10 protein-coding genes are annotated in these 16,295 nt (G+C 56.7%); 4 read left to right on the plus strand and 6 right to left on the minus strand.

The annotated features are described in order from the left end of the window. From AC1DVR_RS23085 to AC1DVR_RS23105, 5 genes are all read right to left on the minus strand, one after another. Positions 1–169 (minus strand): transposase (locus AC1DVR_RS23085; RefSeq protein ID WP_478002982.1); only part of this gene is annotated, 169 nt, incomplete at its 3' end. A gap of 358 nt (positions 170–527) precedes the next feature. Then, positions 528–1,175 carry an MAE_28990/MAE_18760 family HEPN-like nuclease gene (locus AC1DVR_RS23090; protein WP_478002975.1) on the minus strand — a complete coding sequence of 216 codons (648 nt, stop codon included), beginning with the start codon at positions 1,173–1,175 and terminating at the stop codon, positions 528–530. Beyond that, positions 1,172–2,281 carry a GmrSD restriction endonuclease domain-containing protein gene (locus AC1DVR_RS23095; RefSeq protein ID WP_478002976.1) on the minus strand — a complete coding sequence of 370 codons (1,110 nt, stop codon included), beginning with the start codon at positions 2,279–2,281 and terminating at the stop codon, positions 1,172–1,174. The genes AC1DVR_RS23090 and AC1DVR_RS23095 overlap by 4 nt, the downstream gene beginning before the upstream one ends. Positions 2,282–2,483: 202 nt before the next feature. Beyond that, complete coding sequence (locus tag AC1DVR_RS23100; protein ID WP_478002977.1) at positions 2,484–5,306, minus strand: SNF2-related protein; 2,823 nt, start codon at positions 5,304–5,306, stop codon at positions 2,484–2,486. After that, positions 5,303–8,233: a hypothetical protein gene (locus AC1DVR_RS23105; protein WP_478002978.1), complete on the minus strand. Its 2,931-nt coding sequence runs from the start codon at positions 8,231–8,233 to the stop codon at positions 5,303–5,305. The genes AC1DVR_RS23100 and AC1DVR_RS23105 overlap by 4 nt, the downstream gene beginning before the upstream one ends. A 114-nt stretch (positions 8,234–8,347) precedes the next feature. Between AC1DVR_RS23105 and AC1DVR_RS23110 the strand changes: the two genes are divergently transcribed. From AC1DVR_RS23110 to AC1DVR_RS23125, 4 genes are all read left to right on the plus strand, one after another. After that, entirely contained in the window at positions 8,348–10,666 is a 2,319-nt protein-coding gene (locus AC1DVR_RS23110) for a UvrD-helicase domain-containing protein (RefSeq protein WP_478002979.1), read from the plus strand. Beyond that, positions 10,663–13,800, plus strand: a complete 3,138-nt coding sequence (locus AC1DVR_RS23115; protein WP_478002980.1) for a helicase-related protein — start codon at positions 10,663–10,665, stop codon at positions 13,798–13,800. The genes AC1DVR_RS23110 and AC1DVR_RS23115 overlap by 4 nt, the downstream gene beginning before the upstream one ends. Continuing rightward, a complete protein-coding gene (drmB, locus tag AC1DVR_RS23120; RefSeq protein WP_478002981.1) occupies positions 13,797–15,554 on the plus strand; it encodes a DrmB family protein in 1,758 nt (585 codons plus the stop codon). The genes AC1DVR_RS23115 and drmB overlap by 4 nt, the downstream gene beginning before the upstream one ends. Before the next feature lie 217 nt (positions 15,555–15,771). Then, positions 15,772–16,065: a transposase gene (locus AC1DVR_RS23125; RefSeq protein ID WP_478002983.1), complete on the plus strand. Its 294-nt coding sequence runs from the start codon at positions 15,772–15,774 to the stop codon at positions 16,063–16,065. Between the two features lie 14 nt (positions 16,066–16,079). On the opposite strand, the gene AC1DVR_RS23130 is transcribed toward AC1DVR_RS23125, so the two are convergent. Further along, on the minus strand, positions 16,080–16,295 hold a 216-nt coding region (locus AC1DVR_RS23130; protein ID WP_478002505.1), incomplete at its 5' end, for a transposase domain-containing protein.

Below are 16,295 nucleotides of genomic sequence, written 5' to 3' on the forward strand. Positions count from 1 at the left end.
CGACCGACGACACATGGTTCGCGGGCAAGCCATGCCGACGCGCCACTTCGTTGACCGTCGCGCCCGGCAGCAGCGTCTCCGCGACCACCCGCGCCTTCACCTCATCCGGCCACTTCCGGTTCCGGCGGCCTCGGCCACCAACCGGGAGAACCTCCAATGTAGCCTCCATGGAGAAACTCCGTCCTTATCTTCACTGTGCTCCAATGAGCCAATCAGGACAAAGGCTGGAAGGTGGGCGCCAGGCGCCGCTTACAACGGAACCCGGAACGAGTATCGCATCACCTACCTGACAAAATTTCTCCGTGACGCCGGAGCGAAGGAAGGTGACGCCTTTGAAATATCGAAACACGACGAGGATGCACCCTACCGTATTCATGTGGTGTCGGCACAGAACAAGACACCGGCAGTTGACGAACACGGACCAATTCGCATCCGCCTTACTTCGACGTCATGGCGGAGACTGCATTGACCTAAGGCAGTGAATTTCATTAGCGTTGCCAAGTTGGAAGAGTTTAATTTTCAGAAAATCACGCCACCAAGTAAGACTTGAGATGCACCTTGTCTTCCAATGCTTCCGAGAACATTCTCATTAAACCAATGGTCCTTAGCGAAATATCATCAAGGTCTGACTTTGCAATGAATGTGTCTTCGCCGTGAGCGATCGAGTTGCGTCTCTTCAGCAAGATCGTATCGACAAAACCACCAAACGGCTCAAAGTTTTCAAAAGAAATATCACAAACTAGACATATTTCTTTGGGAACTTCAGAGTTTAAATTCGACCTCGTATTTATCAAATCCTCATTCACCTTGGAAAATCGCCTATTTGATGAAGAAAAGATGTCATCCAGCAAGGAGCACCTTGCGGCAAGGCTTGTTTTACTAGAAGAAAGCGCCGCCATTCTTGGCATGAAGTAGTTCTTTAGAAACCGTGGGCTCAAGTTCGCATATTCGAATTTCCGAAGCGCAACGTGAGACATATAGAGAGCCGCCGAATTCTTTACATGTCCTTCCCAATGCGCATAGGCTAGCGCTACCAAAGCCCGCAGGAGCACTCTCGAAAGCACTTCATCGGCCCGCTTGATTGCACTCTTCAAATCAGATATCTCCCGAATCCGCCATGTCCTATCTGCGGTTACTAGGTCGGAAAATGCATCGGGCGTGTAAGGTTTGCTCATGGTTTGAACCAAGCAGTTCCAAAAGGAATGGTTTTCTGTATCCTGGTCGTTCCACGCATTCCTTGTGACAAGAATCCGTCGACAGCGGGGTCGCCCCAGAAATCTTGTGATCTTTCCCTCACAAAAGATACTGGGTCTGCCAAAGCTCGTATCTCAGCAAGGTTTCTCGCAACGCCGACGGCGACCACCTCAAGCCCTACAAGTCCTACCCTTCCACTATAACCGGCATTCCCATAACGCCTTAAAGCGTTTTCACCGGCTGCTTGGTAGAGCAGATCACAAGTCCGATTGATCGTTGTCGAAACCTCAGCAATATTACCCGCAGTCGCCAAGGCAATAATGCTTTCGTCAATAAACTCACCCACGTCCAGCTTTCCATCGTAATCAATTACGGCATGAACCATAATTCTGACGGCCATCTCTACATGACGCTGTTTCTCGATTTGTCCGTCAGTGAGTGCGGTAATGCTTCTGAAACTTTCAGCCTCCGCCGCAGCTTTAAGTGCGCGGAAATAATCCGCGTTCACCATTAGAATAATACAGTTTCTAATCTCCTGATCATTTGCAGCAGTTCCGCCCGCGTTCAGCCTTTGAAAGAGATCAAACTTGGTTTTGGCATCACTTGGTCTCTTGAGAATTTCAACACCAATGCGTGATCTCTTGATCGACAGTTGCAGGCTCCTGTCCAAGGGGATCTGATCTGCTTCATTAAGGCCAGAGATGTTAGCACTCTTCTCCCAAACGGTGTTGTGAAGAGATGGCAGATATTTTGTAGCTTCAAGCACTGATGGAGGAAGAGTTGCGCCATTCTCTGCCTTGAGTTTGCCCATGAACTCTAAGATAGTCGAAAGCCTTTGCAGACCATCTACAAGTTCCCACTTCCCACTTTCAACCTCAAAGACAAAGATAGAAGGCAGTGGTATCCCGAGCAAAATAGATTCGATCAGCTTTGATTTTTGCCCAATTTCCCACCGAAAGAGCCTCTGAAACTCTGGCGCTATAATGATTTCACCATCATCATACAAATTGATCAGCTCCCCGATAGACATCGGATATGCATCTGTGCGCACGCGACGTTGGGCAACCTCGATTTCATTAGAAAGCATTCTTCCCTTTGCCTCTCACGTTAAGTTCAGTCACTCATCTCCGAATACATTCACACAAAGCCAATCTTGAAATCCCAGATGAATGGCGGTCGAACTCAATGAAATCCATAAGTCAGCTTTGCGGTCAAAAATTGCAGTTTTCGGGTTCATCCAGTTCCAGACCTACAGAAGCCCCGTGCATCGATATCTAGTTCTGAGGCTTTCACGCAGACTCACCCGCGACCGGAACGATCCTGATCAGAAGCCTGATCACCGAGGGTGCTACCACGCTTCCAAGCCTCGCAGCCATTTCTTCAAGCGTCCTTACTCTGATTATCGCTCCTTGTTGCCTTGCGGCCATTCTTCGGCGTTCTGTAGCAATTTGGCCTTGCTGCATCTGGCGCTGGCGGGTTTCCGTGATGTTGTGTCCTTCGAGTCGCTCAATGTTGATCTGCCTAGCTCGCGTATAGGTCGTTGCCTCCTCCATAATGCATTCGAACCTCTGCGCGATGTTTTCGAAGGCGGCGTGTCTCAGTCTGGACATTCGTTCGGATTCGCGCTGACGGGTTTGCAAATCGTGATCCTTGAAAACGTTCGGCGCTTCTCTGCAAGCTGGTATTATAGCCTGCATGATACGGTTTTCCCTGTGACGGGCCTCTGAGGACAGCACGGCCTGGAGCGTCTCGGTCGGAATATCCTCTCTCTGCCCCCCGTCAATTATCCTTGTGCCGATGAGCCTGAACGAACTGGGAAACCGAAGGTCAAGCCAACGCAGATCCGCCTCGATGCCTGTCAGCAGCCCTTCATGCAACGTGCGCAATCCCTGAACGCCTTCACATAGCCAATCGCCATGTCGTTGGATCAGCGCTTTTGGAGAAAGGGAGTTGGTCGTCGGGCGCCATGCAAATGCCGAGATCGCAAGAGTTGATCCTACAAGCTCAGTGGCCGGATGGTCGACAGAAAAGCTGACCGGAATCGGCCGGGCACTTGGTGTCGCCATATGACGCAGGGCGACCTGAAGCGATTGGTGGACTAGATCATCGTGCAGCTGATCCCCAGTTGAGAAGAAGCGCGCCCTGCGCCCGACACGATCACCCGGAAGCCGAAGGTCTTTGGTCGGCGGCTGCCCCATTCGACCACGTTTAAGGCGAACCACTTCACCCTCGCTCGTGGTCATCGCGCCAATGCTATAAGGACAATCTTCTGGAAGGCGTGGGAGATTGACGATACCTACGCGCTCACCTTCCATAGAGTTTGGCCAACCGATCTTGAACGCGCCGCTTCCACCAAGGATGCGCAACCAGTCCTCAGCCGAATTCTCGGCAGTTTGGACGTTGGAATATAGTCTCCCGGCAGATGCTTCTGTAGGAACGACCTTGGGTCCGGCAATCGGAACAGCCTCGATGCCCGCATACATCTCCGTTGCCAACCCATCAGCTTTTTTACGAAACCCCGGCGCACCGATAGCGGCCAATGCAACTACGGCTTCCATTCTGACGACCAGCTCATCGTCGAGAAATGGCATCGGAGCTGCGAACACACCCATCCTGTCCATGGCATCAAGAACCCGCTCATCGGAACTGCCGCTCATCACAAGGCGTGTAATGGTGATGTTTCCGACAGATTTTCCTGAGAGAGACTTTCGGAAACCATGCGGACGCAAGCGATCAAGGCGGCCGATCAGCTGATCGATCCGGCTCATGCTCCAAGGAAGACCGTAGAATATTATATCGTCAGCGAAATGGTGGAGATTCAAGCCCGCCTCGACCCACTCTTCCATTATCAGGACTTTCGCACCACCGTGGACGGCACCCACGACATCTACGAGGTCCGTGTTATTCCTCCCTCGCATCGTTGCGATCAAACCGTCATTCGCCAACTCGGGAAACAGACGCGAAAGACGCTGCTCCAGCATGTCCACAGTAGGGGTGTCTCCCGCAACGATTATCACCCGATGCTGGCTGTCGCCGTCCCAGATCCGGATCAGGGCATCGCACAGTTCTTCGATGAGAGAGTCCCCGGGGGAACGTCCCAGAGCAATCACGCATTCGTTTACAAGTTCGGGCATCGCCGAAAACGCCCGATGCCGCAACGCCTCCCGAACGGTTTCGCGCGCCCAGAAGAGCTGTCGAATCTGCTGCCACGGGGCGCCATCCAAACGCGGAGACTCGCCAACTTTGTGAAGGCGCAGGCATTCGCTCGAAAGCTCAAGTCGGGCAAGTTCAGATTCGTTGGGGGCAATGATGCGGGTCACTAGACGGCGGCTGGGGGCCACATCTGGCCAGTTCTCCCGTGTCTGCCGGAGTATCCGACTGTATGGCGATGTGGCTTCAGCAACCGTGCCACCCGGATCGCTATCCTGTGCGAGAGCGGCTTCGAGCATGTATTCTTGAGGTTCCCGGCCGAGCATCCCCGCAATCTCACTTTTATCAGGTTCGATAATTCCGAACACCGCCCTTGCCCATTCCGCATTCCCAAGTCTGGGGGTCGCAGTAAGCAGAAGCACGTGGCGGAAACGCGACTCTTCAATGCCATTTCGGCACAGACTCGACAGGAACGTCATTTGTCTGAGGGTGAGCACATGGGGTTCGTCCACAATCAGCATGTCGTAAGCCAAGGGGGATGGCAAAGCAGGCTCTGCCCGGATCATCTCTGATCTGATAATGTGGACGAGCCCTTCGCCCGAAGGGTGTTCGGCCATCCCCTCCTCATTCCATATCGCGGCGGAAACATGACCACGGGCCGAAAGTTCAGCCTGCCATTGGTAGCAGATCCGCTCTGGTGCGATAATCGCAACACGAAGTGACGGGTCGCGCCTGCGCAGAGTATTGAGGATCATCATAGCCTGCACGGTCTTGCCCAGACCGACCTCATCTGCGATCAGGTGGCGGATCTCGGTCGCCTCGAGAATGCGTCGGACGTTGGAAATCTGGTGTGGATAAGGATCTGCCGCCACTCCAAGTGCGCCGAGCAATTCCCACGACTCGGCGAGGGTGATCCTCTCCATGGCCCGGATTCCGGATTGAAGGACATGGAAGGGTTTCATTCAAAACGTCCTTGACGCAGTGCAGACTTTCGGAGCGCCGCATATCGGATCGCCCGTGCCGAAAAGCGGTCAGACCCAAATCGGGCGATCCTCCCCCGCCATTCAGGTTCAACCAAAAGCTGAGCCGGAGCGAGGAAAAGGAGCAAAAGTGCTCTCATGTCGGCCGGTGTGATCCAACGCCCCCCAGTCCGGGTTAGATCGTGATGGCAAACTTCAATTTCCGCGACGAGATCAGGAAATGACGTCGCTTCATAGTCGAATACCGTCAGCGCATCGCGACGGCTGTTGGGTAGAATCCATTTCGCAAGTTGCGGTAGCACATTCATCGCCTTGGCATCTTGAACAGCACTATGCCAAACTCGATCCGGGCAATTCGCATCACTCCACAGCAGTTCAGCAACGTGTGGGTGCATGGATGCAATTAACCCTTCCCAAGCATCGTTCACGGCATCGTCCAGTTCTGGCCAATATTCGTCCTCAGGCAATGTGATGATTTCCGGGTCTGGCAGTGCCAACCGGAAAGCCGACTCCAGAAGCGCAAAGAGGGCTTGTTCGTGCTCGGTGGGCAGTGGAGAAAAGCACTTATCATCCCCCATCGCAAGTTTGCGCTCACACGCCAGCAAGGCAAGCCTCCGATGGAAACCACCAGACATGCTGCGAGACCTCCTTTCAGTTTCCAACCAATCCTCGCCGCAAATTGTCGCCACAAGGCTGTCTTCGACCAACTGCGCACTTCGCGCGCGGAGCGCCTCTGTTACTGCAGTCGGTGCAAATGCCGTGCGCCATGCAATCAGTGCCTCGGCCGAGCCGATCAGCCCGGTCGTCCCAGGGGCATCGTTGGGCGCCCGTCCTAGTGCCAACCGTTTGGGCAGGTCAAAATCACCAAGGCGAAGTTGATCGACAGATCCGCTCATAATTCCGCTGAACACACGCGATTCGGCGTCCGTTGCCGGTGTTGCCAGCACCGTCCGCACCAGCATGGCGCCAGTGGCATCCTTGAAAACAACAGGGTTCTCTGTGGGATCCGAAATCAAACCGGGGACCCTCGTTCCGTCTTCATCCACCCATTGGTTGATCCCCGCCTCAACCCGCCATTTTGGGATTTGGGCCGGCAGGATCCAAGTGCGCTGATCAAGACCAATCGCCGCAACGTGCAATCGCGCCGGGGCACCGGAGCGTGCCCATCGCCGGGCCGCGTCCCGGAGCGGAGCAAACGGTGCGGCGTCCAGTGCCAATACGCAAGGTGTTACAGGGACCGGCACCTTGATCTGAACGGTTTCACCGGTAGCTGCGCTGATTGTGATCTCAACTTGGGATTCATGCAGTGTGACGGGCGCCCACAAAGAGATAGAGGCTCCTCCCCCGGCAATGTCCTGCAACCCAAGCCCCTCCGGCTGCAACTGAACCCGCACTGGATCCGGGGGCGACACCGCTCGGAACTCGACAACGAACGATTCTTCCTTCCCGCGGTTGCGAGCGTCCATCCGCCAAGTTCCCTCTGTAGCTGGAAGACCAACCCAACCGTCCGTCGGCACTAACAAGGATCGATCGCGGTCGTCGTCAAGACTTCTGATTTCCACGGTGGTCCCGGGACTGGTCGCTTGGACCCGGAGAATGCGCCCAGCATTCTGTTGCATAAGTTCTGCCCCCTTCGTCAGAGTCATACCGCCGTAAAATCGCAGCAGGGGTTTGTCAGCAACCCGCATGCCATGCGCGGCCAAGCGTTTGTCCCCTTCCGGCTGGCCAGAGACGAAATGATGCAAGTTCTCGGCCCAGTTGACCTGAGAAGCGCCTTCCAGCCGCAGCTCATAGAAACCTGCTCCAGGCTCCAAAACTGTGCGCCGATCCAACTGGGGCTGGAATCCATCATCCCCATTATCGTGGAACAGAAGGCCTGTTGGAGGGGAGACGGCAGCGGCTATGGCCAACGGAACATCTTCCAGACCCTTCAGTTCCGGTTCCAGCAGCGCGACTGGTTTCCCAAGGAAAAGCATTTCGCCACCAAGAAATGCCTCGAGCGAAGTAGTCTTTGTCCCGAAAACGATGCGCACTGATGCAGGCGCTACGCTCAATTCATCACGAACCCTCTGCATTTCGCCAGGGCCAAGCTTCGGTCCGCGCACTGCAATACCAAGCGGCTCAGCATCTCGAAGCAACAGCTGGAGCCGAGCCCCCGGAAGGGAGGAAAGCCCGGGCTTTCCCAACACAGCTCGCGCCCGGACCGCAAGCGAAAGCTTTCGAAACTCGCTGTTCACCCGTAAATCCTTGCCCAATCGGGCAAGGAAGAACCGCTCCACGCCCATCGCTGTGAGGTCGTCCGACAACAGCGACCGGACAACCGTCAATGCCAAGGTTTCATCAGCAAGCCACGCATCCAAGCGGCGTGAATTCATCCCGCCTGCGAGGTTTTTCACCAGACCCAGAAACTGGGCGTCCAGTCTCACTGTCTGCGTATGGCGCAGGGTCTCTCGAAGTATCCGAGCAACAGGAGCATGCAGCTCTCTCGGAACCATCGCATTCCGGATCGGCCACGCAATGTGATTGAATGCCTCTGACCAGCTGTCCTCCAACGGCGCCGCGCTTCCAATTCGCGCGTGCAGATGGCGGAACTGCTCGGTTATTTCGGCACGATCTTCGATCCGAATCTCAGCCTTCAGGCCACGTTCAACTGTAGGCCAGAAATCATTGCCCGAATAGCTGTAGCCGAATTCAGTCAGTGCGACGCAGAGCGCAAAGGGAAAATCATCCCACAACTTTCTATGGAAGCCAATCTGGCCCCCACGCTCGCCGATGGCGAACAGCAGCGTCTGCAGATCTTCACTCTCCAAACCATGTTCGATCAGGAAAATTCGCCCACTTTCACGAGACTTCGAAATCTGTTCAAAATGTTCGGAAAGACGTTTCTCAAACTCTTTAAGTTGCGACATTGCGCTATTTTTCCGCCCCTGCTGGTCGAAATTCTGTATCGCACAACTTAGGGATGGAATGTTTTTCTTTTCAATAGTTAAGTTAGGAAGGAAGCTGTTTGGGAGCGGGTGGCTGTGTCAGATCTGGGAAATACATGGGCCGACGAAAGCGCTGATGTGACACTGGCCAGTCTGGCCGGAATCCTGCGGCGGGACCTCCATGAACTCGGGGCGATACCCCGATCCCGGGCTGAACGGGGACTGGCGGACTGGGCCGCGATGAACGGTGTCCAAGATAAAACCGCAAGCACCATGGCCAAGTGGGTCGTCGAAGCAGTCTCACTTTGCGGCGATATCGCAACTGGCAGCTCGTTTGGTGAGCCGATGTTGCTCAAACGGAATAGGCGGACCATTATGCTCGATGCTGATCGGGCGATCCTTTTGGGGGGGGACCCTGAGGAAGGAGAGGCCCATGGCCTAATCCGCATCTCTGACAGCAATGACCCTACTGCTCCGAATCTTGCCGATGTGGTGCTTCCATTGGACTTCGCGGGTGAGAAGACACTGCGACTCTTGCTTGAAACTCGGCGCTGGCAACCCAAAGCGACCGATCCATCTGGACTGATGTATGTGCTGTTCTGTCTTGGACTTGGCGATGACACTACCATATCCGACGACGTTGCCGAAAAACTGCTTGATCTGTATCCCTCTTTCCAGATCTGGAATGAGCAGGGACTGGACAGCGGACAAGGAGCGGTTGTGGAACTGCCGTCATCCGCGAAAGTCTTGGTGACGGCAGGACCGGGCAGCGGCAAAACCCATACAGCAAGTGCAAGGATTGCCCATCTCGTTCAGCACGGAGTGGACCCGGCGGGCATCCATCTCGTCACGTTCACACGTGTCGCGGCCGAGACCGCCCGGCTCCGCATTACCGATGCAATTCGGGACGTAGCCTACGGTGCCGGCGTGCAATCTGGAACGTTGGATTCCTTTGCATGGCACTTCATCGCTTCCGTATCGGAGGCGCAAAACACCAGTCATCGGGATACGATCCGGAGCGCCACAAAGCGCTTGCTGTCCCCTGATGCACTGGTGCGTGACCGGCTTGCCCGGATCAACCACCTTGTGATCGATGAAGCGCAAGATATCGTTGGGGAACGGCTCGAACTGTGCCGCACCCTGCTTGGTGCCCTGCCCGAGCAAACCGGTGTGACCGTTTTTGGCGACTGGGCGCAGGCCATTTATGGCAGCTGGGCCGAAGGGAAATCGGTGGCACCTCCATCGAAAGCAAACCTGCACTTGGCCCTGCACGGCGCTGCGGGGTGGCAACAAAAGGAACTATCCCTTAATCATCGAACCCGATCTCCAGCGCTGCGGCGGATGTTCATCGAGGCCCGCGCGCTTCTATCCGATAATCGACGTGATCCGAAGGATTGCTATGTCCAGATGCGGTCCCTGATCGAGGAGGCCGCAACCAATCCCTCAGCCGATCTTCTTGGTCCCGTCTTGCCATGGCGCTACGGCAACCTTGTTCTGTTTCGCGGCCGTGCCTCAGCCGAGGCTGGTTCCGCCCGGCTCGTAGCCGCTGGACGACCACATCGTCTCAAGCTTTCGGGCAGGACACTGGTTGCGGATCCTCTGATAGGGGCGCTTTGCGCAGGTTTGACCACCGGGATGTCGATCAGTCTCGATCAGGTCAAAGCACGATGCGATCTGCTTGACCCGATCCCGGTTGGGATCGATCCGGATCAAGCCTATTCTGCATTGCGTCAAGTAGCCGGGAGCGGTCGAGCCCCACCGCTCGTATCAAAGGTCGCCGAGGGTCTTGAAGCTCAGCCACTCTGGGCGGTCCGGGATCATATTGGCACCGCGGGTCCATTGCTTGGCTCCATACATGGCGCAAAAGGGCAAGAGGCAGATGATGTCCTGCTGATGCTCTCGCCAATGCCAGTCGGTGACAATGTGGATTGGATTGAAGAGGCGCGGGTGCTTTTCGTGGCCGCTACCCGTGCATCTAGACACCTCCATATCGGGCATGCCCGCTCCGCACATGTAACAGAGCGTTCGGATGGGACCCGCTGGCTTCAGGGCAGAGGTCTATCGCTTTTCGGCACGGAAGGTCTGGTGCCGTTCACCGACAGCGAAACCGCCCGCCGAATTTGGACCGCCGCCTTCAGCCATCCACTCTGCAGTTTCGCCCGTGAAGACAAAACAGGAGCTTGGCAGATGGTTCTGGAGAATGGTCGAAGCCTTGCCGGAGTTGACAACGCACTTGCCGGGGCACTCGATTATTTGGCGTCTGATCACCGCAGCCTTCCCTTCGGAAGGCTGCGGGTGGTCGGAGCGACATCAGTGACGTTCTTGGGACCTGCAGGCCGTGTCGCGGGAGTTACCCTCCTGCCGGTGCTACAGGGCATATTGAACGGCCACAGGACCAAGGAGCATATTCAATGACCGTCAAGAAAGATCGCGCAAGGAGCGTGGTGTTCGATCGGCTGCGACAGGATTTGATCGGCCCCCATTCGGTCGACGAAGTCCTGACCGACAGCCCCTCCGAGGTATTTATGTCGGGTATCCTTTTTGCCCAGAAGAGCGCCTATTCCGGCGATGAACCTGAAGACAGCCCGCAATCAGGTGAGGATGACACCGAGGCCGCACCTCTTTCTCCGCAGAATGGATTTCGACCCAGCTCCATGGGGCTCTCATTTGCGATCAAGCCCGTGGATGGGGATGCCGCACTAATCCGTGCGACTGTAGACCTCGCACATTATGATGTCGAAACCGCGCATTCCGGTGAGGGCCGTCCAAAGTTTCAGTGGCGTCGCAGGCCCGAATCCATGACATGGGACATCGAACTGCCCGGCGACCCCACTTCGGAGATCGAACCTGTTCCGGGAATTGATGGATTGGGGTTCTGGCTGCGTCGGCGGCGCTACGGCGATCTTCTTCTCGTCACCATAATGCTTGTGAACCAGAACAAGCGCCTCGAAGCGCCTGGGCCGGGGATGCGTGATCTCGGCAATTTCCATCAGGTCTACCTGACGATCGAAGCCTATCCTGGGTTTGGCACTATTGTTCCCAAGCCAGCAATCGGGGCGGAAAATCCTGATCTGGAGCGCCAGTCTGCAGAGCTACTGTATCGCGATGCCGCAGAATTTGCTGTGGGGCATACCAGCTCGGCCACTTGGGCTGCTGGCGTCGAAGGCGACGTCGTTCTGAGAACGGATTGGCTGCCGAGCGTGCAAGTGCCTTCTGCAAGTCCCAATGGTGACGCGGCGTTTTTCGCAGATGTTGTCGAACCGGGCGCGGATTTCGTTCTTGGGGCCGAGTGGCTGTCAACGGCATCAGGCAACGACGTGCTGAAGGGACTTGCCGACCTTTGCGGGTGCTATCTCGCTTGGATCGAGGCGCGGGAAACGGAGATTGCCACACTGCCCGAGAAGTATCGGGATGCTGCAAAGGCGCATATGACTAACTGCCGAATGGCTGCAATCCGGATGCGGGCAGGCACGGATTTTCTTGGGACGGATCCGCAGGCCTTTCTAGCCTTCAGATTGGCAAATCGGGCGTTGTGGCTGCAAAATGAATGGAAGCGCAAACACGATCCGCAGATCGGCACACTGATATGGCGGCCATTCCAGCTGGCATTTGGCCTGCTTTGCCTGCAATCAGCAACAGATTCGGAAGATCCAGCACGCAAGGTCATGGACCTGCTTTGGTTCCCGACTGGCGGGGGAAAGACCGAAGCCTACCTGCTACTCACGGCATTTAGCATCTTTCTTCGTCGTCTCCGCGCAAAGGGAGCGCCCGATGCCGCCGGTGTAACAGTGTTCATGCGCTATACACTGCGCTTGCTGACGGCCCAGCAATTCCAGCGCGCCGCAGCAATGATCCTGGCATGTGACATGATCCGGCGTGGTGATCATGACTGCCCGGGCGCCGGAGTCCCATCTCATTTCTCGAAAGAGGCAGCCATCTCCATCGGCCTCTGGGTCGGCCAGGACACAACACCGAACAGGATTAAAGACGTGGGGATGAAATCCTCACCGGCGCAGGTTGCGGTCTGCCCTGATTGTGGTGGTGATCTTGACTGGAACGTGGATGACGAAGGGGCGAAAGTTCTGGCACGATGCCTCACGCCCGACTGCATTGCGAACGGGCCGGCTGGGCATTTGCCGTTTTGGACAGTGGACGAGGATGTCTACCGTGAGCTTCCGTCGCTATTGATAGGCACAGCGGACAAATTCGTGCAGATCGTTTCCAAGAAAGAGACCGGCAGACTGTTCGGTCTTGGTGATGCCGACAGGCAACCACCTGACCTCATCATCCAAGACGAGCTACACCTCATATCAGGGCCGCTGGGTTCGATGGCCGGCCTTTTTGAAACCGCGATCGATGAATTGTGTTCGCGCGGGGGTCGGCGCCCCAAGATCATTGGTTCAACCGCGACAATCCGGCGCGCACAAGAACAGATCAACGCACTCTTCGACCGGGATGCCTTCCAGTTTCCACCTCCAGGATTGAACCACGGCAATTCCGGTTTTTCGGTAGAGGAAAGTGGCAAGCCCGGCCGACTGTATGTGGGTGTCACCTCAGTCGGAAGAACGGCAAGCTATATCTACCAGGCGATCGCATCATCCTTACTGCAGTCAGCCAGCGACGGATCGCTAGCGCCAGACGAGCAGGATCACTACTGGACGATGGTTGGGTATTTCAATGCGTTGAGGGAACTCGGCAGCGCGTCCATCATCATGCAGGATGACGTTGCACATACAATGGGCCTCATCTCTACGTGGCGTGGTGAAGTCGCGCGGCACCTGCAACCGCCTCTCGAACTCACCAGCCGTGTGCCGTCAGATCAGATCAGGGACAGACTGCGAGAGCTGGAACGTCCCAAGTCAAGTGGGGCGGCTGCCGACGTGGTGCTTGCCTCGAATATGATCTCGGTCGGAATGGATATCCCGAGGCTTGGGCTGATGTTGGTCAGCGGCCAGCCCAAGACGATCGCAGAGTATATCCAAGCCACCAGTCGTGTGGGCCGTGGCCGCACTCCCGGGTTGGTCGTCACGCTCTACAATGCCAACAAGATGCGCGACCGAAGCCGGTATGAGAGCTTTTCAACATGGCACCGCGCGCTCTACCGGGATGTGGAGGCGACCGGGGTGACCCCTTTCGCCCCGCGCGCACGGGACAAGGCACTTCATGCGCCATTCGTTGCCATGGTCCGCCATCTCGTTCCCGGCATGGCCGACACGCCTGCCGCCGCAGCGAGGCACGAGTCCGAAATCCGGACTATTATCTCGATCATCCATAATCGCATATCCCGAGTAGATGCAGATGAGGCCGATACCGCCCGGGTTGAGCTGACGGAGTTCTTCGAGAAATGGCTTCGCCGGGGCACATTGAACAAATACTGGGACAATTGGTCGGATGAGGCCTTGTTGATCTCGGCCGAAACAGCCGCAGAATCGCGAGCATCAGGCTTTAGCGCTGGGCTGGCACGTGCAACGCCCAATACGCTCCGCGCAGTCGAACCCTCGACAAAGTTTGTCATTACCGAAAAAGAAGCTGGAGAGACCGTCGAATGAAAAACGTGGGAGGCATTCGGCGCAGCCAGGTGGTCACGACGTTCGGCCCGGGCGCGATCACGGATTTTCGGCTGCCGTCCGGTGCTTTGCTGTCCGGGGTAATGCAGGGGCTCGATGCTTGGGATGGTTACGCACTTCCTCGCAACAGGGGAATTTCGGATCCTCAGCTCATCCGGGAGCCACGTCTCGAAAGCAAACTCGGTGTAAAGGGCTTTCGCCCACCTCCCATCGGCCAAGACAAGGTCCAGAACGAAAAGCGTGATCGCGTCCTGCCGATCCGACGGTTCCCCGATTGGCAGTCCTGCCCTGAATGCCACGTCATCCAACCCGCCGGGAAATGGGCGCCATCCAAATCAGGGGACAGCCTTCATTGCGGTTCTTGCTCAGGCAAACCCGCTGTGCTGCCTGTTCGCTTTGTCACAATCTGCCCAAACGGACATCTTAACGATTTTCCGTGGCGGCGCTGGTTGTCTCATCGCGGACAATGTGAACGCCCACTATTGCGGCTTGTCACAAAGGGGGCAGGGATATCGGGATTGATGGTGGAATGTGTAGGTTGCGGTGCGTCGCGTTCGATGGGGGAAGCGTTTTCGCCCAAAGGTATCCCGGGAAATTCCTGTCAAGGCGGCCGTCCTTGGCTGCAGGACTTTGAACCCGGGTGTCCGGCACCGCCACGGATAACGCAACGCGGTGCAAGCAATGTTTATTTTCCGATAGAAGAGAGTGCCATCTCCCTGCCCGACTGGCGCAGCCATTTCCTGGATCGGCTGGGGGCACATTGGCAAACGCTGGATGGCTTCGATGAAGAAGCATTTCTCTTGCAGTATGCCACCAAGAAGATACTGCCGACTTGGGAAGGGCCGGAAACCGCCGCGGATATCGTGCGCTTGATCTTGGAAATCAGGAAAACGGCGGAAGACGGTCAGGACGCCGATCTCCGGCGGCCAGAGTTCAACATGCTCTGCACGGACACAACCGCGGCCGGATCCGAAACGCAACACCTGTTGAACGTCCACCAGGCCGTTCCAGCACGCCTTGCCGGTTGGGTCACCTGGCTGTCGGCGGTGGAGCGGCTGCGTGAGGTCCGCGCACTGACGGGTTTCACCCGGCTACGGGCCCAGATTGGCGGGGTTCCGGATGCATCACCTCTTTGCAGGGAACCGAAGGACTGGTTGCCGGGTGTCGAGGTTCACGGCGAAGGAATCTTCCTAACCCTCGACAATGACGCGGTAAAAACCTGGGAAGCACGCCCAGATGTTTCCAGACATATCCAAAGTTTGATAGAAGCTTGGTTTGAGGCTCGCCGAGTCGATGGTGACGAGCCGGATGCTGCGCCGGAACGGCTCAGCGCCCGATACATCCTCGTTCACACCTTGGCTCATGCCTTGATCGCAAGGCTGTCGCTAGACAGCGGCTATTCATCCAGCTCGCTGCGCGAACGCCTGTATGTCGGTCAGGACATGGTTGGCCTTCTGATCTATACATCAACGCCTTCAGCCGACGGGACCATGGGCGGGCTGTCCCGGCAGGCCCGTTCCAAGCGGTTCGAGACGCTGTTTCTGCAGGCTCTGGCCGATCAGGAGCTATGCTCGGCGGATCCCCTTTGTGGCGAGGGTCTTGCCAGTGGTGGTGGAAGCGGGAACCACGCTGCGTGCCACAGCTGCGCGTTCCTGCCAGAAACGAGTTGCGAGAGCTTCAATTCCTTTCTGGACAGAACCTTGTTGTCAGCTGGACGGCTCGCCTTCTTCTCTTGATTCGGACCAAGTGACGAGGCCACGATGCAAGCAGTGGCGAGGCAAATCCTAAGGTAGCCGTCCAGATCCGGTCTACGCCACGGATGGGTGTAATCGCGGAGGCCATCCGGCGCGATGGTTTGGACTTTGGTATTCTTCCGGTTAGCTCAGTCTGACGGTTTGGGCTGAGGTTGGCTAAGACGCTGACCTTACGGATGACCCTAGGTTCAGATCACAGATTGGGGTTCGTTCGGTTGTCGACAAAGGTTGGCGGCGGGAGTGGAGGGATGCGGAGAAGGTTCGGATCGTCGAGGAGCGCCTTCGAGGTTACCGGCAGTGCCCCGCGACCGCTCGGCGCTACGAGATTTCACGGGCATCGCTGACACGCTGGCGCCGGGACTTCCGGTCTGGTCACCTCGTCGCCGATGGTCAGCCGCAGTTCGTGGCCGTGCAAGTCGCCTCTGATGCGGCGAACTCGGCAGCCCGGCAACCGCATGAGAGCCCACCCGCCAGCATCGTAAGCGGTGGCTGACACCCGTATGGGTTTCAGCTTGACTGCTTTTGGAATGCCCAGGGCATGAGGTCGTCGATGCGGGACGCCGGGTAGCGGTTGGCGATAGCTGTCAGGGTTGCACGCAGGTAGGCGTAAGGGTCGACAGCGTTCAGCTTGCAGGTTTCAATAAGCGAGGCCATGCGTGCCCAGGTGTGGCCGCCCTCATCATGGCCCGCGAACAGCGCGTTTTTGCGATTGAGGGTTATGGG

The sequence above is a fragment of the Rhodobacter sp. P2_H5 genome, from assembly GCF_056403335.1.

Bases quoted from the DNA above. Each gene is read 5' to 3' on its own strand.
- AC1DVR_RS23090 (WP_478002975.1), bottom strand. From the start codon at position 1,175: ATGAGCAAACCTTACACGCCCGATGCATTTTCCGACCTAGTAACCGCA.
- AC1DVR_RS23095 (WP_478002976.1), bottom strand. From the start codon at position 2,281: ATGCTTTCTAATGAAATCGAGGTTGCCCAACGTCGCGTGCGCACAGAT.
- AC1DVR_RS23100 (WP_478002977.1), bottom strand. From the start codon at position 5,306: ATGAAACCCTTCCATGTCCTTCAATCCGGAATCCGGGCCATGGAGAGG.
- AC1DVR_RS23105 (WP_478002978.1), bottom strand. From the start codon at position 8,233: ATGTCGCAACTTAAAGAGTTTGAGAAACGTCTTTCCGAACATTTTGAA.
- AC1DVR_RS23115 (WP_478002980.1), top strand. From the start codon at position 10,663: ATGACCGTCAAGAAAGATCGCGCAAGGAGCGTGGTGTTCGATCGGCTG.
- drmB (WP_478002981.1), top strand. From the start codon at position 13,797: ATGAAAAACGTGGGAGGCATTCGGCGCAGCCAGGTGGTCACGACGTTC.